The 18,815-nt window shown below is 37.5% G+C and carries 20 protein-coding genes and 2 tRNA genes; 14 read left to right on the top strand and 8 right to left on the bottom strand.

Annotated features, from left to right (window positions below; translation table 11 throughout):
• Nucleotides 1–16 precede the first annotated feature (16 nt).
• Nucleotides 17–760 (top strand): LytR/AlgR family response regulator transcription factor, encoded by a 744-nt coding sequence (locus BW964_RS12940; RefSeq protein ID WP_084175841.1) that lies wholly within the window; start codon nt 17–19, stop codon nt 758–760.
• A gap of 245 nt (nt 761–1,005) precedes the next feature.
• Here BW964_RS12940 and BW964_RS12935 read toward each other — a convergent pair whose 3' ends face one another.
• Nucleotides 1,006–1,902, bottom strand: coding sequence for a hypothetical protein (locus BW964_RS12935; RefSeq protein WP_076507732.1), 897 nt, complete (start codon nt 1,900–1,902; stop codon nt 1,006–1,008).
• 114 nt (nt 1,903–2,016) lie between these two features.
• On the opposite strand from BW964_RS12935, the gene BW964_RS12930 reads away from it, so the two are divergent.
• Both BW964_RS12930 and BW964_RS12925 read left to right on the top strand, forming a co-directional pair.
• Nucleotides 2,017–2,745 (top strand): glycine-rich domain-containing protein, encoded by a 729-nt coding sequence (locus tag BW964_RS12930; protein WP_076507730.1) that lies wholly within the window; start codon nt 2,017–2,019, stop codon nt 2,743–2,745.
• A gap of 11 nt (nt 2,746–2,756) precedes the next feature.
• Nucleotides 2,757–3,107, top strand: a complete 351-nt coding sequence (locus BW964_RS12925; RefSeq protein WP_076507729.1) for a hypothetical protein — start codon at nt 2,757–2,759, stop codon at nt 3,105–3,107.
• A gap of 72 nt (nt 3,108–3,179) precedes the next feature.
• Here BW964_RS12925 and BW964_RS12920 read toward each other — a convergent pair whose 3' ends face one another.
• Both BW964_RS12920 and mnmA read right to left on the bottom strand, forming a co-directional pair.
• A complete protein-coding gene (locus tag BW964_RS12920) occupies nt 3,180–3,386 on the bottom strand; it encodes a hypothetical protein (protein WP_076507727.1) in 207 nt (68 codons plus the stop codon).
• A 79-nt stretch (nt 3,387–3,465) separates the two neighbouring features.
• Entirely contained in the window at nt 3,466–4,653 is a 1,188-nt protein-coding gene (gene mnmA / locus BW964_RS12915; RefSeq protein ID WP_076507725.1) for a tRNA 2-thiouridine(34) synthase MnmA, read from the bottom strand.
• A 361-nt stretch (nt 4,654–5,014) separates the two neighbouring features.
• Here mnmA and BW964_RS12905 point away from each other — a divergent pair, with 361 nt between their 5' ends.
• Both BW964_RS12905 and BW964_RS12900 read left to right on the top strand, forming a co-directional pair.
• Nucleotides 5,015–5,614 (top strand): hypothetical protein, encoded by a 600-nt coding sequence (locus tag BW964_RS12905; protein WP_076507722.1) that lies wholly within the window; start codon nt 5,015–5,017, stop codon nt 5,612–5,614.
• 42 nt (nt 5,615–5,656) lie between these two features.
• Nucleotides 5,657–6,184: a hypothetical protein gene (locus BW964_RS12900; RefSeq protein WP_076507720.1), complete on the top strand. Its 528-nt coding sequence runs from the start codon at nt 5,657–5,659 to the stop codon at nt 6,182–6,184.
• Nucleotides 6,185–6,367: 183 nt separating this feature from the next.
• Here the strand turns inward: BW964_RS12900 and BW964_RS12895 are convergent, their stop codons facing one another.
• Nucleotides 6,368–8,896, bottom strand: coding sequence for an ATP-dependent Clp protease ATP-binding subunit (locus tag BW964_RS12895; RefSeq protein WP_076507719.1), 2,529 nt, complete (start codon nt 8,894–8,896; stop codon nt 6,368–6,370).
• Between the two features lie 152 nt (nt 8,897–9,048).
• On the opposite strand from BW964_RS12895, the gene BW964_RS12890 reads away from it, so the two are divergent.
• The 4 genes from BW964_RS12890 to BW964_RS12875 are packed head-to-tail and all read left to right on the top strand — an operon-like array spanning nt 9,049 to nt 11,808.
• The gene (locus BW964_RS12890) at nt 9,049–9,273 is read left to right on the top strand and encodes a uroporphyrinogen decarboxylase (protein WP_073328390.1); all 225 of its coding nucleotides are present in this window, start codon (nt 9,049–9,051) and stop codon (nt 9,271–9,273) included.
• Nucleotides 9,273–10,367 carry a glycosyltransferase gene (locus tag BW964_RS12885; protein WP_076507717.1) on the top strand — a complete coding sequence of 365 codons (1,095 nt, stop codon included), beginning with the start codon at nt 9,273–9,275 and terminating at the stop codon, nt 10,365–10,367. Before BW964_RS12890 ends, BW964_RS12885 begins: the two co-directional genes overlap by 1 nt.
• A gap of 47 nt (nt 10,368–10,414) precedes the next feature.
• Complete coding sequence (locus BW964_RS12880; RefSeq protein WP_073328384.1) at nt 10,415–10,834, top strand: SufE family protein; 420 nt, start codon at nt 10,415–10,417, stop codon at nt 10,832–10,834.
• A gap of 2 nt (nt 10,835–10,836) precedes the next feature.
• Nucleotides 10,837–11,808, top strand: a complete 972-nt coding sequence (locus BW964_RS12875) for a glycosyltransferase family 9 protein (RefSeq protein WP_228432014.1) — start codon at nt 10,837–10,839, stop codon at nt 11,806–11,808.
• Here BW964_RS12875 and BW964_RS12870 read toward each other — a convergent pair.
• From BW964_RS12870 to BW964_RS12855, 4 genes are all read right to left on the bottom strand, one after another.
• Nucleotides 11,798–12,919: a hypothetical protein gene (locus BW964_RS12870; protein ID WP_123911959.1), complete on the bottom strand. Its 1,122-nt coding sequence runs from the start codon at nt 12,917–12,919 to the stop codon at nt 11,798–11,800. The genes BW964_RS12875 and BW964_RS12870 overlap by 11 nt on opposite strands.
• Before the next feature lie 84 nt (nt 12,920–13,003).
• A tRNA-Val gene (locus tag BW964_RS12865) sits at nt 13,004–13,078 on the bottom strand.
• 35 nt (nt 13,079–13,113) lie between these two features.
• Nucleotides 13,114–13,188 (bottom strand) — tRNA-Val (locus tag BW964_RS12860).
• Nucleotides 13,189–13,229: 41 nt separating this feature from the next.
• Complete coding sequence (locus tag BW964_RS12855; RefSeq protein WP_076507712.1) at nt 13,230–14,474, bottom strand: bifunctional folylpolyglutamate synthase/dihydrofolate synthase; 1,245 nt, start codon at nt 14,472–14,474, stop codon at nt 13,230–13,232.
• 97 nt (nt 14,475–14,571) lie between these two features.
• Here BW964_RS12855 and BW964_RS12850 point away from each other — a divergent pair, with 97 nt between their 5' ends.
• From BW964_RS12850 to BW964_RS12830, 5 genes are read left to right on the top strand one after another with little or no spacing between them, the layout of a single operon-like run.
• Nucleotides 14,572–15,918: a TolC family protein gene (locus tag BW964_RS12850; RefSeq protein WP_076507711.1), complete on the top strand. Its 1,347-nt coding sequence runs from the start codon at nt 14,572–14,574 to the stop codon at nt 15,916–15,918.
• A gap of 1 nt (nt 15,919) precedes the next feature.
• Entirely contained in the window at nt 15,920–16,519 is a 600-nt protein-coding gene (locus tag BW964_RS12845) for a SprT-like domain-containing protein (protein WP_076507709.1), read from the top strand.
• Nucleotides 16,513–17,595: a mannose-1-phosphate guanylyltransferase gene (locus BW964_RS12840; protein ID WP_228432012.1), complete on the top strand. Its 1,083-nt coding sequence runs from the start codon at nt 16,513–16,515 to the stop codon at nt 17,593–17,595. The genes BW964_RS12845 and BW964_RS12840 overlap by 7 nt, the downstream gene beginning before the upstream one ends.
• Nucleotides 17,596–17,628: 33 nt before the next feature.
• On the top strand, nt 17,629–18,291 hold the full coding sequence (locus BW964_RS12835; RefSeq protein ID WP_076507708.1) for a hypothetical protein: 663 nt from the start codon (nt 17,629–17,631) through the stop codon (nt 18,289–18,291).
• Nucleotides 18,260–18,793: a GNAT family N-acetyltransferase gene (locus tag BW964_RS12830; protein WP_076507706.1), complete on the top strand. Its 534-nt coding sequence runs from the start codon at nt 18,260–18,262 to the stop codon at nt 18,791–18,793. Before BW964_RS12835 ends, BW964_RS12830 begins: the two co-directional genes overlap by 32 nt.
• The last annotated feature ends 22 nt before the right edge of the window (nt 18,794–18,815 follow it).

Raw genomic sequence — 18,815 nt, 5'->3', positions numbered from 1 at the left:
TAAAAACTGTAACTCAATGATCAAGACTGTCATTATCGAAGATGAAAAACCGGCCTCAAGGAAATTGAAAAGAATGTTGAGTAATTTCCCTGAAATAGAGGTGGTTGCCAAAATAGAGTCGGTAGAAGAAGGGATCGCCTGGTTCTCTGAAAATGAGCACCCGCAACTGATTTTTTCTGACATCGTTCTGGGAGATGGCCTTTCTTTCGATATTTTTGAAAAAGTACCCACTAAAGGGTTTATTATTTATACGACTGCTTTTGATCAGTATACTCTGAAAGCATTTAAACTGAACAGCATTGACTACCTTCTTAAACCAATTCTGGAGGAAGATCTTTCCGGGGCTGTAGAGAAGTTTAAGTCTTTCATTCCATCCAATAATACAGCTGGTTCTGAAGATATTAAGCAGTTGATCAGAAAAGAAAAATCTACCCTTTCCAGAGTTCTGGTAAAGATCGGATATAACCTGAAAATTGTTCAGACACAGGAAATTAGCTGTTTTTTCAGTGAAAATAAGATTGTGTATCTCCAGACAGATGAAAGAGTTTATCCGTCAGATTTCACACTCGATGAGCTGGAAGACATTCTTGAAGAAAAGAAGTTTTTCCGTGTTAACAGACAGTTTATCATCAATTCAGATTATATAAAAAACATCCATACTTCTCCTTATTACAAAGTCGATATGGAATTTCAGCCACAGGAAGAAATAACCGTGAGCAGGGACAGGGTAAAGGATTTTAAGGAATGGCTGGTGGGGTAGAGGAAGATCGTAGATATCAGACATAAGAAACAAGACATCAGACATTGACGTTAAGGCTTAGATTGATGAACGTTAATGGTGAATTTGCTTTGCAAGTCAATGGTGAGTTTTTAAGTAGATTTAGATTGAGGAGCGTCAATGGGCAGTTTTACCACACAATTGAAATGTGAAAGGTACCAATTCCAAACCCTGCACCAAATAACTCATCATTTATAACTTATCACTTTCCAAAAACTCGAATTCATCTACCTGTAATCTATTCTGTTAGACTCAGTGTCCTCAAGTTGTTTTAAAATAGAGGGAGGAATTTCATCACTGTCAATCGGGAAGCTGATCGAGTCAGAAATAAAAGTCTTTCGGTCTGCCTTCTGAAATATTTCAAACAGGGCTATCGGCTCCTGATTAAAACTAATACATGTACTTATAAAATGAACTTCATGGAGCTTATATTCTGGATTTTTGAGTTTTTCCTTGATATCTTTTATCCTTGAGATAAAATGTCGCTGGCGAATAAACGTATTGCTGTTCATGATGATGAACACATAATCTGAGTACGCCGTTACCTTTCCGAAATATTTATGATGATCGCCACCACTTCTTTCGATGAAATACTCACCGGTGGTTTCAGACTTATAGATCTCCATCGCAGACCTCCAGATGCGTTCTTCTCTTGCCGTTAAAGGGTTCTCCGGAAGATTTCTGTTGTAGGAATACCAGCAGCCCACCAGGCGGTCTAGAAGGGCTGTATTCTGATTCACATTATTCATGTCGATCCTCAGATCATTGAAATTGAATGCGTCTGTGTTAGAATTAATGAAATCAATGTAATTGGAATACCCTAAAACTTTTACAATCAGACTTAATTTAGCAAGATTCGGCCTGCTCAGGACAGCATTTTCATGCTGTTTGTATTTCTTTAATTTGTTGATGATCAGGTGTTCATAGAGGTAGTTGGACCCCAGGAGATCCGGCTCTTTTTTGATGCCTTTTTCCGAATGATCATTAATAATCAGATCGTTGAGTTCTGCGCTGATGTACGACCATTCCGTCTTGGTCACTCCTTCCCAATGATTTTTCTTTAAAAAATGCTGACCTAAAAAGTTCATCAGTTTCTCAAGATGCTGAATATCTTCCTTTTTCATTCTTCTGTTTTATAAGACTAATATAAGATTTTTATGCGTCCAGATAAGACAAATGAAAGACTTTTATATTTTGAAATCAAATGATATTTGAATAGAAAAATAAAAGTTAACACAATGGAAACAACAATCTTATTAAAAGATGAAACCCTTTGGAACCGGATTCAAAGCTTTTCACTCGATGCTTCGGATGCTGATTTTCCTTTTTCGAAAAAACTGGCAAAAGAAGAACGCTGGACATTAGATTTTGCCCAGAAAGCCATTCAGGAGTATAAAAAATTTGTGTACCTCTGCTGCATCCTTCCCAATGGAGCCTCTCCAAGCGAAACCGTTGATAAAGTATGGCATATGCACCTGATTTACACCCAGAATTACTGGGAAGAATTCTGTCCCAAAGTCCTTAAAAGATCCCTTCACCATCATCCTTCGAAAGGTGGTTCTAAAGAAAAAAACAAACATCAGAGCTGGTTTTCAGATACTTTGAAAAATTATCATAACGTTTTTCGGCACGAAGCCCCCGAAGAGATCTGGCACCCAAAACAAAAAAAAGGAATCATGACAATTTGGCTGAAAAGACGGAGGGTCATCCCGTTATTGATCGTGCCTTTCATGTTGTCGTCTTGTCTGGGGGAAGTTTTAGGATCATTAACACTATTGGCATTACCCATCATAGGCTTTCTCATTTTCTTTCATGTTGTTGGTGCATTTCAGGGAGACATCGAAAATAATACCAGTAAAAAGAAAGATGATGGCAGTATTGGCGGAAGCAGTGATGGAGGAAGTTCCGGCTGCAGTAGTGGATGCGGCGGCGGTTGCGGGGGTTGCGGCGGCGGATGTGGAGGTTAAAATTGAAAGCTATGAAAAAGATAATCATTCATTCTGTACCTATCGGGGTAAGTTTTACAGGACTGGAAATATTCTGCCATACGCTCAACCCCATTATGGTAAGAGGACCGGAATTTCTGAAGTTTTATTTAATGATGCTCTTAGGGTTCTACATCTCTGTTTTCTGTTTAAAACCCTTCAGAGAAAATGATTCAGCTACTTCTTTGTACTTCATGTTGTTCATTTTCATGATGGGGGTTGTAAAATTAATCAGAGGAATAAGTATAGACCGGCCAGTAGGGATTTTATTCAGTATTCTGGTTGCAGAGATTATTGTATTTGTGATTTTTATGTCAACTGATTTCAAGCATAAGATCAAATAGTAAAATACATATTGATCAAAAGAAACCCGAAACATGAATGCTTCGGGATTTATAGAGATCAATGAGGTTCATTTATTTTTTATATTCTTCTTTTACAGGCTTGTAGCCATATTTGCGGACCATCACAGATGTGATCACTACAAGAATAAGGGTCGCTGCAATATTGGATTTTTCCGGATGTACCATCATCTGGTAGAAATTATAGCCAAAAACAGCACTTACAAGCGGGATTAAAAAGAGATTGACAGATGCATAATCGTTTTTTGAAGTCGTTTTCATAGGAGTATTTTTTATTGTTATTTACAGAGTAAGTCTAACAACTCAAAATTCGTTACAGAAAATTTTCAAAAACTTTTTATCAGGCAATAACGCCGCTTCCAATCAACTCCTCATCAAGATACCAGGCTGCAAACTGACCTTCTGCTATGGCTGACTGAGGTTCTTCAAATTCAATATAAGATGCATTTTCAAAATGATACAGAACCGCTTTTTGCAGAGCCTGTCTGTATCTGAATCTTGCCATGACTTCCATAGAACCACCATTGTCCAGCTTCATATCCTCACGAACCCAGTGCAATTCTGAATTGTCAATTTTTAATGCTTTTTTGTGCAGACCGGGAGAACTGTGACCTTCACCTACAAATATAATGTTGTTTTCCATGTCTCTGGAGATGATAAAACAGCTTTCCTTGTGTCCGCCTATACCAAGTCCCTTACTTTGTCCGATCGTGAAAAATTGAGCCCCCTGATGCTTTCCGATGACTTTACCGTCCGTTCTTTTATAATTGATTTTCCGGGTTAAAAACTCAAGCTCTTCCTCTTTTGAAGAAAACTCAGGTTTTTCTACTGAAAACAAAGGAGAGTCCTTGAATATTTCTACAATTTCCCCTTCTTTGGGAACCAACTGCTGCTGTAAAAACTGAGGCAGACTTACCTTTCCGATAAAACATAATCCCTGAGAATCTTTTTTATCTGCAGTGACAAGTCCTATCTCTTTAGCGATTTCCCTTACCTGCGGTTTTGTAAGTTCTCCAATAGGAAACAAAGCTTTCGATAACTGGTCCTGACTCAGCTGACATAGAAAATACGACTGGTCTTTATTGTTGTCTTTTCCGGCTAAAAGATGAAAAATTTCCTTTCCGTTCTCGTCAAAAGTGGAATTAACCTGTGCATAATGTCCTGTAGCTACTTTATCAGCTCCTAAAGACATCGCAGTTTTCATGAAAACATCAAATTTTACTTCTCTGTTGCACAAAACATCAGGATTCGGAGTTCTTCCTTTCTGATATTCATCAAACATATAATCTACGATACGCTCTTTGTAAAGCTCGCTCATATCAATCACCTGAAAAGGAATTCCCAGCTTCTGGGCTACCATCAGGGCATCATTACTGTCTTCAATCCATGGGCATTCATCCTCCAGCGTTACCGAAGCATCATTCCAGTTTCTCATAAACAAAGCAACCACTTCATGGCCTTGCTGTTGCAACAAATACGCTGTAACACTGGAATCCACACCTCCAGATAAACCTACTACTACTTTCATTTTATTTCAATTTTACGAAACTCTTAACGGGAGTTCTTAGTTTGACCCGGCAAAAATACGATTAAAAAAATTCGTAAAAAAACCATAATTTTAACCATCGATAAAAACGATAGTTGATCAAATATTCCGTGAAAAACTTATGTATTGTCATCCTAAGTCTGATTTCCGGGTGGTTTTCTGCTCAAAAGACTCCTATAGAAATCGCAAAGTTGATATTATCAAATCGGAACCAGAAAGAAAAATACCAGAAGTATCTTTTTGAAAACCGGGATATTGAATTGGAATATGAAAGAGATATAATACAGATTATGGATTAGGTTACAGAGAATTTAATGCTGGTGAAAATTATAAAGTCGTCGATGTGACTGCAACGGACAAAAACAGGAAGCAATATGATTTTTATCTGTATTTCAGGAAAGTTAAAAATGACTGGAAAATCTTTGATGCGCAAAAACTTCCGGACATCACCTTTGCTTATGTAGCTTTTGCAAGAGATCTTACCGAAAAGCAGGTGGAAGCTGTATTGAAAAGTAAGGATGAGCAGAAACTTTTTACCTCCGGAAAACAATTTAATTATATAAAAAGCATAGATGAGCTTGGAAACCGGTCTGACGATGAACTTATAGACCATTTTGTCAAACTGAAACCACAATTCAATGCTTTAAAAGAAGAATTTATAAAATTTAGAAATTTAAATAAAGATGATACTGATCCACAAAAGAATCAGAGGTTTATGAACGGTTATTATCAACTGACCATTTCTGATATTAGTGAATACCTTCCTTTTACAAGAGATACATTGGCATTTGTAATCTGCAGTATGGAAAATAATGCGGTAGGGTATTTTTATACTGAAAAGAAGAATGAAATCACGGTCATGGATCCCGGCGGAATGCTTTTTATCCGGGAAATAGGAGAGGGATGGTATTTATTTAAAATGAAAAATAAAAAGAAAAACTGATTACTTAAATTTTAGTAATTTGTAACACCAAATCATATCGTTATGAAAAAAACATTTCTTGCATTATCTATTTTCTGTTCCCTATCTTTATTTTCCCAGGTTTCAGTAGGAACACCAACATCAGAAGTCAATCGCTGGACGTTCGGTGGTGGAATTGGATTGGGTTTCGGAAGCAACAGTGCTTTTTATCTTCAGGCTTCTCCAAGAGTGGGATACAGACTTACTGATGATCTTGAGGCAGGGGTTATAGGCAGCGTTTCCTGGCAGACTTCCAATTACTATAAATCAACAATGTTTGGGGTAGGACCATTCGCCAATTATTATTTTGCCAGATCATTTTATGTAGGGGCCAATCTTCAGCAGTATTTTATCAATTATAAAGACAAATTTTACGATTATAAAGTGAACGAGCAGGAAACAGCTCTGTATCTTGGCGGCGAATATATGCAAAGAATAGGAGGGAATTCCTTTATGCAGTTAGGGGTGATGTATAATGTACTCTGGAAAGAAAATTCAAGTGTATTCTCAAGCGGACTGGTTCCGAACATAGGTTTTGTAGTAGGATTGTAGATTCAGCGCCTTTCGATAAAAAATCTGTGAAAATGAATCGCAGAACTTACATAGTAATGAAACGGGCTTCAGTCCGTTTTATTTTTGTGCACCGGGCAATCCAAAATTGGTTTAGTCCAAACATAAAAAAGCACCGGAAAAATTCCGGTGCTTTTTACTATTGTTATATTATTTGTTTACAATCTAAGAAGACTTTTCAGCTGTTTTTTTAGGCTTTGACGTTTTTCCGGTCAAGCCGTCTTTGGCTTCATTTACTTCAAGAACCACGGTTTCTCCTTCATTTAATTGTTTGTTTACCAGCATTTCTGCCAATAAGTCTTCAATATATTTCTGAATCGCACGTTTTAACGGTCTTGCGCCAAAGTCTTTATCCCATCCTTTTTCAGAAATAAAGTCTTTTGCCTCTTCAGTCAATTCAACTTTGTAGCCTAATTTTTCCAATCTGCCGTAAAGCTTGTTCAGTTCGATATCGATAATTTTCTTGATATCATCCTGTACCAGAGAGTTGAAGATCACAATATCATCAATTCTGTTTAAGAATTCCGGTGCAAATGCTTTTTTAAGGGCATTTTCAATGGTACTTCTTGCTCTTGTATCAGTTCCTGTCTTTTTAGCCGAAGTTCCGAATCCTACACCGTCTCCGAAATCTTTAAGATCTCTTGTTCCAATGTTGGAGGTCAGGATGATAATCGTATTTCTAAAGTCGATTTTTCTTCCTAAACTATCCGTAACATGACCTTCATCCAGGATCTGCAACAGAATATTGAATACATCAGGGTGAGCTTTTTCAATCTCATCCAGAAGAACCACAGCATAAGGTTTTCTTCTTACCGCTTCAGTTAGCTGTCCACCTTCCTCGTATCCAACGTATCCCGGAGGCGCACCCACCAATCTTGAAACTGCAAACTTCTCCATGTATTCACTCATGTCAATCCGGATCAGAGATTCATCAGATTCAAAAAGCTCTCTAGCCATTACTTTGGCCAACTCAGTTTTACCAACCCCGGTGGTTCCAAGGAAAATAAATGTACCAATCGGACGGTTCGGATCTTTAAGACCGGCTCTGTTTCTCTGAATTGCTTTCACAACCTTCTTCACAGCATCTTCCTGACCGATCACTTTTCCGTTTAGTTTTTCATCCATCTGAGCTAACTTATCAAGCTCATTCTTGCCAACTTTCGTTACCGGAACACCACTCATCATAGAAACCACTTCCGCTACATTTTCTTCCGTTACGGTTTCTTTTTTCTCTTTTACATCTTTGTCCCATTTATCCTGAGCAGAATTGAGTTCCATCTGAAGACGTTCCTCTTCATCTTTAAGCTTTCTGGCCTCAAGATAATCCTGAGCTTTGACAGCTTTCTGCTTCATTTCTTTGATATCCTCAATTTTTTTCTCAAAATCAATGATCTCGGTAGGAACCTTCATGTTTTTGATGTAAACACGGGATCCCGCTTCGTCCATGGCATCAATAGCTTTGTCCGGTAAGAAACGGTCTGTAATATATCTTGATGTCAGGTTGACACAAGCCAGAATTGCTTCAGGCGTATACACTACATTATGATGTTCTTCATATTTATCTTTAATCTGATTCAGGATCTGAATGGTTTCCTCAATATTGGTAGGTTCTACCATTACTTTCTGGAATCTTCTTTCCAAAGCACCGTCTTTCTCAATATACTGACGGTATTCATCCAGAGTCGTTGCCCCGATGCATTGAATTTCCCCTCTTGCCAGGGCAGGTTTGAACATATTCGATGCATCCAGACTTCCAGTAGAACTTCCGGCACCTACAATAGTGTGAAGCTCATCGATGAATAAGATGACATCTCTGTTTTTTTCCAGCTCCGTCATGATGGCTTTCATTCTTTCTTCAAACTGACCACGGTATTTTGTTCCTGCAACTAAACTCGCAAGATCCAAAGTAATGACACGCTTTCCGTAAAGAACTCTTGAAACCTTCTTCTGCTGAATTCTTAAAGCCAGTCCTTCTGCAATCGCAGATTTACCAACTCCGGGTTCACCGATAAGAAGAGGATTGTTTTTCTTTCTTCGTGATAAGATCTGAGAAACTCTCTCAATTTCTTTCTCACGACCAATAACAGGGTCCAATTTTCCGTCTCTGGCCAAAGAAGTTAAGTCTCTACCAAAGTTATCCAATGTAGGCGTTTTACTTTTAGCAGAACCTAAATTACCTGTAGGCTTTCTCATCTGCTCAAATTCCTCTCGGTCATCATCATCGTCATAAGCACTCATTTGGGGAGCCTGACCGGAGTTTTTAAGCATGGTCTGATATTCTTTTGAAACTCCTTCATAATCAATATCGTAAGCGCCTAAAATATTTGAAGTAGGATCCTCATATTTATAAAGAATGCCTAAAAGCAGGTGAACGGTATTAATTTCATTGCTTTTATATTGTCTGCATTCCAGCTCTGCACGTTTGATGGCATGATCTGCCATCTTGGTGAAAGAAATATTGGTAACCTCTTCAGAAATAGGATTAAGACTTGCTGTATTTAAAGTTTCAATTTTTCTTCTGATTTGTGTTAAATCCGCATTAAGGCTTTGAAGGATTTCTTTTGCAGAGTTTTCCGTTTTTATAATACCTAAAAGTAGGTGTTCTGTATTAAGAAATTCACTTTTCAGCCTTTTAGCTTCGCTCTTGCTTTGTTTGAACACTTGGCTCAAACCTTGTGAAAACTTATAATCCATAATATATCTCATTAGAATAATGGCGGCGGTGCCATTTATTCATTATCTAAATTACAAATATTTTACCAAAAATCAATTAATGACTTTATGGCAGAAAAAATTTTATTATCTTATTGAAAATGATTAAGTTTGTTATCCTTTAAAATTTCCCCATGAATCCCGAAATTACTACTTATATTGGATATTCTGCATCAATTTTCATAGTACTGAGTTTTATACTGAAAGATGTAAGAAAAATTAGAATAGTCAATATGATAGGGTGTATCTGCTTTGTCATTTATGGTATCTTCAATGGAATGCTTTGGCCTGTCATCATTCCGAATGGACTGATCTGCTTTATTCAGGTGTATTATTTGATGGCCGGAAAGAAAAAGTAATGAATAAAAAGATAATTACTTCTGCTTTCAGTAATCTGTATACAGACCAGCGCATAGAGAAGGTATGCCAGACCCTTCACGAAAAGGGATATGAAATAGAATTGATCGGTAATGACTGGAAAGGGGCAGAACAAATGGAACGTCCTTATCCTTTTTCCAGAATCCATTTAGCTTCTAAAAGCTTGAAAACAGCTTATTTTGAGTTTAACTGGAAGCTGTACCACCAATTAAGGAAAAAAGCAGATCATCATACTATACTTCATGCTAACGACCTTGATGCTTTGCTTCCCAATTATCTTATTTCTAAAAAACTCAATATTCCGCTTATTTTTGACAGTCATGAGATTTTTTCAGAAATGCCTGCTATTCAGGGCAAAATGTCACAAAAATTGTGGAGGTATTTGGAAAAAGAAATCGTTCCCAGGCTTAAATGGATGATTACCGCTAGTGAAAGCTACGCAAAATGGTTCCACAAAAAATATGGAGTAAGTGCTGTTGTTGTTCAGAATGCACCAAGAAGTTTAGATCCTATCTGTGAAATTCCTGAAAACAATCCTAAAATATTTTTATACCAGGGATCAATTAACCCTTTCCGTGGGATCGATAAGGCTATTATGGCAATGCATCATCTGGACGGAGTCGTTTTAAAAATAGCCGGAACCGGGCCAAGAAAAAAGGAATATGAAGATCTTGTATTGAAAGAAAACCTTCAGCATAAAGTTACGTTTTTAGGCCAACTGAAGCCTGAAGATTTAAGGAAGATAACAGCAGTAGCAGATGTGGGGATGAGTATAGAGGAAAACGGAGGAGAAAGCTACCTGTATTCTCTGCCTAATAAAGTTTTGGATTATATTCAATCACGGGTTCCCGTATTATTGGCGGATCTGCCGGAGATGCAAAAGATCAAAAAACAATTTGATGTAGGAGAAATAATCCTTGATCATCATCCGGAAAATATTGCGATCGCGGTAGATAAAATTCTGAACAAAGGAAGAAAAAACTATCAGGTAGAACTTCAAAAAGCATCGAAAGCACTTTGCTGGGAAAATGAAGAAGTAAAACTTCTGGAAGTATTTGAAAAAGCATCAGAATAATAATCTTTATAAAAATGGTTATCTTTGCAGAAGATAATTGTTAAAACATGACCATTAAAGAAAAACAGCAGGAAATAATCGAAGAATTTGCATTTCTTGATGACTGGGAACAAAAGTATGAGTATATTATTGATCTTGGTAAAGAGTTAAAAGGTCTGCCAGAAGACAGAAAGACCGATGACAATCTCATCAAAGGCTGTCAGAGTAAGGTTTGGATTGATGCTGAATTTAAAGATGGGAAGCTTTTCTTTGATGCTGATTCAGACGGAATTCTTCCTAAGGGAATTGTTTCTCTTTTAGTAAGCATCTACAGTGGACATTCTATGCAGGAAATTTTAGATTCTGATTTTGAGTTTATTTCAGAAATCGGACTTCAGGAATTTCTCTCGCCGTCCAGAGCCAATGGATTAATGGCGATGACCAAACAGATTAAGTTTTACGCAGTTGCCTATCAGCTAAAATCTTAGCCGTGACCAGAATTCTAGCATATCGTTTTTCCGCCTTCGGTGACGTCGCGATGACCGCACCGGTCTTCAGGGAGTTTCTGGAGCAGAATCCTGATGTAGAGATTGTAATGGTTTCCAGAAAAAATTTTGAAAGCTTGTTTGCTGATATTCCTAATGTTACATTTAAAGGAATTAACCTGGATGAATACAAAGGTCTCTTCGGACTAAGAAGGCTTGCAAATGAATTGATCAATGAATTTAACCCTGATTTCGTTGCCAATCTTCATGATGTGATCCGAACAAAGATCCTGGATAAGATCAACAGGAGAAAAGGACTTAAAGTCTTTAAAATAAATAAAGGAAAAGAGGAAAAGGAAGAGCTGACCGATGTCTGGAACCTGAATAAAGTACAGCTGAAAAAGACGGTTGAGCGTTATGCAGATGTTTTTAGAGCGATGGGTTTTAAATTAGAGCTTTCTCATAAGCTGAGGCCTTTGCCGGGACCTAAATCCGGGATAGGATTAGCCCCTTTCGCGCAGCATAAAGGAAAAATGCTTCCATTGGAAAAAACGTATGAACTGGCTAAAATTTTGGCGCAAAAACATACCATCTATTTCTTTGGAGGTGGAAAAAAAGAAACAGAAACCCTTGAGAAGTGGGAAAGTGAGATTCCCAACACCAGGAGTCTTTCCGGAAAATTAAACCTCTCAGAAGAGCTTGCCAAGATTTCAGAACTGGAATTAATGATCTCTATGGATTCTGCCAATATGCATCTTGCCAGTCTTATGGGAACAAGATGCGTTTCTATCTGGGGAGCAACGCATCCTTATGCTGGATTTTTAGGCTTTGGACAGAGCGAAAATGATGTGGTGCAGGTTGCAGATCTTACTTGCAGGCCGTGTTCTGTTTTTGGAGATAAAGAATGCTATCGTGGAGATTGGGCTTGCCTGGAAGAGCTTAATGTACAGAAAATAGTACAGGCTGTCAATCTTTGAAAATAACTTTGACCATTTCTACAGCTTTTGAATTGTCCGAATATTTCTTTTCCAGAACTTCGCTTCTGATCTCATTTTCAGTATAGTCTTTTGTTGCTGTTGCAATGATTTGTTCGCGGATCTCTTGGGTGGTACAACCCCAATAGCATAAATTCATTAAAGTCCTGTCATCTGTTATATTCTCGTTGATAATGACAAATCTGCTGTTATAGAGAGCATTAAATAGCTTTACTTTCGTTCCGGAATTCTGATAGGAGAGGAGAATGTTAGCATGGGCATTTTCAAAAAGACGATGAAGATTTTCCGTAGTTTCAATAGGAACAAGGCTTATATTCACAATACTGCTGATCTTCTTCTTCAGATCTTTACCTGCCCGGTCGGATGCTATGATAAGTTTGTACTGGGGAAGATTCTGGAACAAACTTATGGTTTCCTCTAATGCTTTTTTATTATCAGACACACTGAGATCACCATGGAAAAGAAAATAATCTCCTTTTTTGTTCAGTCGTTTTACCAATTCGTTGCCATGGAAAATATGAATAAGATGCGCATTTTTCGAATAGGAATCTACCTCATTATATTCCTTCTCGGAAAGGCAGAATACTCCTTCAAATTCTTTTAAAGTTCTTTTTTGATAGGCAGCATACTTAAAAGATTCAATTGTATAAATGATCTTTTTGAATATATTTTTTTCTGAAGAAGACAGGCCTTTATAATACTCAGTTTCATTATTATGATAGCGCAGATAAAGCTTGTAGCCTTTATCTTTTAGCCTGCTGATGCTATTGGAGGTTTGCAGTCCTTCAAAAAGAATAGGTGCTTTTATGCTCGTCAGATTTTTAAGAAGATTTTCTGAATTTCTTATGGCAGCAGCAAAAGGAACTCGTGAAAAATAAAGAAGTGGGTTTTTCTTTTTTTTGTAAAAGAAAACATTTTCCGTAATGTTCTTGATCTCCCGATCAATTTTCTCTGGGATACGGTCCACAAAACAGTGAAGATGGATCTTTATGCCAAGATCTGATAACGCTTTAACCTTATAGTAAACATCAATAATGCCTCCGTAAGAGGGAGGATAGGGATAGTTGAAGGATATAAGATGGATTTCTTTCAAAAACAACGTATTTTAGGCTATTAGAGGGCAAAGGTAAAGAATATCTGGAAATAAAAAAATCTCCCAGTTTCCTGAGAGATTTTGTGGGCCCTGAGGGATTCGAACCCCCGACCCTCTGGGTGTAAACCAGATGCTCTGAACCAACTGAGCTAAGAGCCCTGAACTTTTTTTGAAAGGCTTCAGTTACCTTTGTGTGGGCCCTGAGGGATTCGAACCCCCGACCCTCTGGGTGTAAACCAGATGCTCTGAACCAACTGAGCTAAGAGCCCCTATACTTGTTTCCTTGTTTAGAGTGGTGCAAATATACGACTTATTCAGAAATCTCCAAATTTTTTTCTAAAAATTCTCCCACAACAAAATTACTTCCGCCGATAAAAATCATTTCTTCATTTGTACATTGTTGTTTTGCAGAAAGATACGCTTCCTGTACCGAATCGAAAATTTTGTAAAAAATTTTTGCCTCCTGCAGCAGATTTTCATAGTCTTCCGGGTGTCTTCCCCTATTGATTACAGGTTTTGCAAAATAAAAGTCAGAATTTTCCGGAAGAAGAGCCATGACTTCATCTATTTTTTTGTCATTTACAAATCCCAGAATGACATGCTTGTGCCTGTCAATAGAATTCAATTGCGAAAATACATACTCCAGTCCGGCCTGATTGTGCCCCGTATCACAAATGGTAAGCGGATCTTTGGAAAACTCAAACCATCGGCCAATAAAGCCTGTGTTTTGATGAACATGAAGCAGTCCTTTTTCAATATTTTCCTCAGAAACGGGAATGTTTAATTTTTTTAATTCACTGATCAACGCAAGAACCAAACGGATGTTTTTCTTCTGATAGTTTCCTTTAAGATCGGAGGCAAGCTCAGATTGTATCGCTGTGGCGTCTATAAAAGGCGCATTTTCCCTCTCAGCTTTTTGTCTGATGATATTCTTGACCAGATCAGTTTCTTCTCCTGAAATGACGGGAATGTGAGGTTTTATAATTCCTGCTTTTTCTGCGGCGATTTCTTCAATAGTATCTCCTAAAATATTCTGGTGGTCCAGCTGTACATTCGTAATGGCTGCAACCAGAGGCTTAATAATATTCGTTGAATCAAGTCTTCCGCCAAGCCCCACTTCAATGATGGCAAAATCTACCTGCTGCTGATAGAAATATTCAAAAGCCATGATCGTTGTAAATTCAAAAAACGAGGGCAGGATGTCTTCGGGAAGAGTCTTAAGTTTCTGAATAAAATGAAAAACAAACTCTTTATCACAGTTTTTACCATTTACCTTGATGCGCTCCGTGAAGTCAATAAGGTGAGGGGAATTGTATAAGCCTACTTTATAACCTGCCTCCTGCAGTACTGAGGCTAGCATATTGCTGGAAGATCCTTTGCCGTTTGTGCCACCGATGTGGATGCATTTTATTTTTTCCTGGGGATTTCCAAAAAAATCACACAACTTTGTAATATTTTCTAATCCAGGTTTATAGGCCTTCAGGCCATCGATCTGATAGTTGGGAGCCTGTACGAAAAGCCAGTCTACAGCTTCCTGATATTGTCCGTTTGTCATGGTGCAAAATTCACAAAAGTTTTTTTAAAATAAAATATTAATTATTAAAACTGTAACTTTTTTATATTTGGTTCGTCTAATATTGAAAATTATTAATATGAAAAAAGTTTGGATTATCGTTTTTGGATTAAGTTATCTGGGACTAAGCGCTCAGAAGAAATGGTCCTTAAGAGAATGTGTAGACTATGCCGTGGAGCATAATCTTCAGGTTATCCAAAATCAATATTCTAAACAGATCCAGGATTCCAACCTTAAAATAGCAAAAAATCAATACCTGCCTTCAGTATCCGGAAGTATGTCGAACAGCGTAAGTTTTGGGCAAACCTCATTTGGAACAGGAAGTTTAAGGAACGACAGATTCAGCAACAGTGCTAATCTGGGAGCAGATATTTTACTGTACAATAATGGGAGACTGGAGAAAACAATCAGAAAAACCCAGTTTGATGTTGAAGCCAGCCAATATGATGTAGAAACGATTAAAAATGATATTTCCCTGCAGATTGCCCAGCAATATCTTACCACCCTTCTGAACAGAGAAATTGTTAAGATTTCGGAAAGTGCTGTGGAGAATGCCCAGAAGCAATACGACAGAGCAAAAATTACAACGCAGGTCGGTACTACAGCCCAAACTATTTTGGCGGAAGCGGAAGCGGCATTGGCCAGAGAAAAGCAAAATCTTAAGACTGCTGAAATTAATGTCGGGAGAAGCCTTTTTGCCATGGCACAGCTTTTACAGCTTCCTGATTATAAGGATTTTGATGTGGAGTATGTCGAAGTGCCGGATCAACTGCAACCTCAATTAAAATCAGTGGATGAAGTTCTTACCACAGCTTTTGAAAACCAGCCTCAGGTAAAAGCTGCAGAAAGCAGGATTAATTCTGCAATAGCACAAACAGAAGTGAGCAAAACGGCTTTCTGGCCTACGCTTACGGGAAGTGTGGGAATAGGAAGTTTTTATAATAATCTTTTAACGACCAATACCACAGGAATTGATTCTGCAGGAAATCTTGTATTGGAAAGAAATTTATTCGGACAGTATAAAGATAATTTTGGTCAGCAGGCCAGCATTTCACTTAACGTTCCTATTTTCAATAAAGGAATTACCAGGCTGCAGGTAGAACAGTCTAAAATAAATGAAAGTGTCGCCAAAATCACTCTGGAGCAACAAAAACAGACCGTAAGACAGAATGTACAGAAAGCACAATTTGACGTAGACGCCAATTTTGAGACTTTCCTTTCAGCTGTTGAAACAGAGAAAAGCACAAAATTGGCTCTAGAGTTTGCAGATAAAAGTTATACAGCAGGAAGAACGACGATTTACGATGTGAATGTCGCCAGGAATAATTATGCAAACGCACAGGGGTCTGTGGCACAAGCAAAATACAATTATCTTTTCAGTCTTAAATTACTGAACTTCTATGCAGGAATTCCATTAGCTTTGTAAAATGCCTATCCAATCATTAGAAAAATATTTACCTCAAAATACACTTAAATACTTAAAGGTTTGGTTTGCAGATTATTTTATTCACATAAAAGTGACGCGCAGCAGAAATTCTAAATTGGGAGATTATAGAAAACTTCCGGATAAATCGCATGAAATAACGGTGAATTCTACTTTGACTCCACCGCTTTTTTTCTTCGTCTTAACCCATGAACTGGCTCATTTGATCGCCTTTGAAAAATATGGACGAAGAATATCACCCCACGGAATAGAGTGGAAGGAAACTTTCAGAAACATGCTTCTTGAAAGTCTTGAAGTATATGATGATGATCTAAGGCCTATTATTGTCAGGTTTTCAAAATCTCCAAAAGCCAATTTTATGGCCAGCCCGGATCTTGTAAGATATTTTCATACTGAAAAACAAGATGATAGGTTGCTCTTTATTGAAGAACTTCAAAAAGGGGAATTTTTTATGTACCGGAACGAAAAGTATTTATTAGAAGGTCTGATTAAAAAAAACTATCTTTGTAAGAACCTGGCTACGGGAAGAAAGTATTCTTTCAAGCCTCTGGCAAGGGTTGAAAAATGTAGGCAAGAATGTTAAAATCAGATAGATACTGTGTTATCATGGCAGGAGGAATCGGGAGTCGGTTCTGGCCCATGAGTACACAGAAATTTCCAAAACAGTTTCAGGATATTTTAGGAACAGGGCGTACTATGATTCAGCAGACTTATGACAGAATCAGTCGGATCATTCCTAAAGAACAGATATTCGTGATCACGAATAAAGAATACGTTGCGCTTTCCCATCAGCAGCTTCCGGAAATTCCTGAAGAAAATATTGTGGGAGAACCTCTGATGAAAAATACAGCGGCCTGTAATCTGTACATGGCCAACAAAATTGCTGAAATTAATCCTGATGCGACGATGATTGTGCTTCCGGCAGATCATTTGATCTTAAAAGAAGACATATTTCTCGAAAAAGTAGAGCTTGCCTTTGACCTGGCTGCAAAACATGATTATCTGCTTACTCTTGGAATTACGCCTACAAGGCCTGATACGGGATATGGGTACATTCAGTTTGTAGAAAAAAAGAGTTCAGATTATTTTAAAGTAAAAACCTTTACGGAAAAACCCATTCTTGAGATTGCACAGAGCTTTTTAGAAAGCGGAGATTTCCTTTGGAATGCAGGAATATTTATCTGGAATGTGAAAAGTATTCATCATGCATTCGAGCTGTATCTTCCTGAAATGATGCAGCACTTTATGGCTTGTGAATATAATTCTGAAAAAGAAGACAGCTGTATTGAAACCATTTATCCTAAAGTTCAGAAGATATCCATCGACAACGGAATTCTGGAAAAGGCTAAAAATGTATATGTAATTCCTTCAGATCTGGGGTGGAGTGACCTTGGAACATGGACGTCCGTGTATGAAAATACTGAAAAAGATAAAGATGGAAATGCGGTAAGACTCAAGCATTTCCTCAACTATAATTCTAAGAGAAATATTATCCGAATGAAGAATAATAACAAGGCCGTGATCATTGACGGGCTTGAAGATTTTATTATTGTAGACACGGATAAGGCACTACTGATCTGCCCCAGAGACAACGATCAGCTGATCAAAGACTATGTTCTTGACCTGAAAAGTTTCAAGAAAGGAGATAAATTCATGTAAAATAATGGGTATCTTTATGCTGATTTTTTAATTATGATAAAAACTGCTATACGATCAATTGTTCTTCTGTTTCTTCTTTTGGGATTCTTTGGATATTCTCAGGATAAGAAAAACTTTTCCAATATCCCGAATATTTTACAGCAAATCATTCCCAACGACCGGATAGATTCATGGGTACTGGTTTATAACAGCTATGGAAAAAACCAGGAGATCAGAACATCGGGTGATAAAAAAGAGTATACCCCTCAGTTTTCGGGATTTAATCTGTTTCCCAGTGAAGACAGTTTTTATTATATTGCTTATTTCACCGGAGGAAAGGTGAATTATGTTACGGATCTTGAAGGTCTTAAGAAGTTTGTCGGAAAAATTGACAATGCAGAGGAAGCCGCTATCATTTTGACTACTGAAGGCTATATGGTTGATGAGGAATTCAAAAATATTGCAGGGAATTATTATGAAGATTCTGCCAATTATTATCTCGATATGGGAAAACTTACCTCAAAAGAATGTCCTTACCAGAAAACTCATTTTGCCCTTACGGTCAACAAGTCTTCAGGGGTGATCTCCCAGATAAAAGATAATGGAACTTATATTGAATTGTATAATAAAAAGTGCGCCAATAATCCGAGGCTTTTAAAAATCCAGAAAAAAGAAGAACCCAAGAATGAGCCTAAAAAATCGACCCAACGAAAATAACGTTTATGAAACGGAAAGACTGATTATCCAAAAGATATCAGTGGATGACCAGGAGTTTATATTTGAACTTTATAACAGGCCAAAATTCATCAAATACATCGGAAACCGTGGAATAAATACCATTTCCGATGCAGAAAACTATATCAAAAACAGGTTTCTTCCTCAATTTGATCGATTGGGTTTTGGAAACTATCTCTTGGTAACAAAAGATAAAGGTGAAAAAATAGGAGCAGTAGGAATCTTTGAGAGAGAAGGTCTGGATGTAGCGGATATTGGGTTTTCACTGCTGGAAGAATTTGAAGGCAAAGGCTATGCATTTGAAGCGGCTCAGAAGGTAAAGTCTATCGGAATGGATCTATTTGGCTTAAATAAAATTTCTGCCATTACGACAAAAGATAATTTTTCTTCCCAAAATCTTATTAAAAAACTAGGACTTTCATTTAAAAATTATGTTACGCTTCCCGATGATGAGGAAGAGCTCATGTATTACGAAACAGAGTAATAACACAATTTTACAGCATCAT

It is taken from the genome of Chryseobacterium shigense (genome assembly GCF_900156575.1).
In the GTDB taxonomy this organism is placed as follows: domain Bacteria; phylum Bacteroidota; class Bacteroidia; order Flavobacteriales; family Weeksellaceae; genus Chryseobacterium; species Chryseobacterium shigense.
Note: the sequence above shows the minus strand (reverse complement) of the source record. Positions and strands in the feature narration are given on the sequence as shown.

Bases quoted from the DNA above. Each gene is read 5' to 3' on its own strand.
- BW964_RS12930 (WP_076507730.1), top strand. From the start codon at position 2,017: ATGGAAACAACAATCTTATTAAAAGATGAAACCCTTTGGAACCGGATT.
- BW964_RS12900 (WP_076507720.1), top strand. From the start codon at position 5,657: ATGAAAAAAACATTTCTTGCATTATCTATTTTCTGTTCCCTATCTTTA.
- BW964_RS12895 (WP_076507719.1), bottom strand. From the start codon at position 8,896: ATGGATTATAAGTTTTCACAAGGTTTGAGCCAAGTGTTCAAACAAAGC.
- BW964_RS12840 (WP_228432012.1), top strand. From the start codon at position 16,513: ATGTTAAAATCAGATAGATACTGTGTTATCATGGCAGGAGGAATCGGG.
- BW964_RS12835 (WP_076507708.1), top strand. From the start codon at position 17,629: ATGATAAAAACTGCTATACGATCAATTGTTCTTCTGTTTCTTCTTTTG.
- BW964_RS12855 (WP_076507712.1), bottom strand. From the start codon at position 14,474: ATGACAAACGGACAATATCAGGAAGCTGTAGACTGGCTTTTCGTACAG.
- BW964_RS12845 (WP_076507709.1), top strand. From the start codon at position 15,920: ATGCCTATCCAATCATTAGAAAAATATTTACCTCAAAATACACTTAAA.
- BW964_RS12935 (WP_076507732.1), bottom strand. From the start codon at position 1,902: ATGAAAAAGGAAGATATTCAGCATCTTGAGAAACTGATGAACTTTTTA.
- BW964_RS12885 (WP_076507717.1), top strand. From the start codon at position 9,273: ATGAATAAAAAGATAATTACTTCTGCTTTCAGTAATCTGTATACAGAC.
- BW964_RS12830 (WP_076507706.1), top strand. From the start codon at position 18,260: ATGAGCCTAAAAAATCGACCCAACGAAAATAACGTTTATGAAACGGAA.
- BW964_RS12890 (WP_073328390.1), top strand. From the start codon at position 9,049: ATGAATCCCGAAATTACTACTTATATTGGATATTCTGCATCAATTTTC.
- BW964_RS12925 (WP_076507729.1), top strand. From the start codon at position 2,757: ATGAAAAAGATAATCATTCATTCTGTACCTATCGGGGTAAGTTTTACA.
- BW964_RS12850 (WP_076507711.1), top strand. From the start codon at position 14,572: ATGAAAAAAGTTTGGATTATCGTTTTTGGATTAAGTTATCTGGGACTA.
- BW964_RS12940 (WP_084175841.1), top strand. From the start codon at position 17: ATGATCAAGACTGTCATTATCGAAGATGAAAAACCGGCCTCAAGGAAA.
- BW964_RS12920 (WP_076507727.1), bottom strand. From the start codon at position 3,386: ATGAAAACGACTTCAAAAAACGATTATGCATCTGTCAATCTCTTTTTA.
- mnmA (WP_076507725.1), bottom strand. From the start codon at position 4,653: ATGAAAGTAGTAGTAGGTTTATCTGGAGGTGTGGATTCCAGTGTTACA.
- BW964_RS12880 (WP_073328384.1), top strand. From the start codon at position 10,415: ATGACCATTAAAGAAAAACAGCAGGAAATAATCGAAGAATTTGCATTT.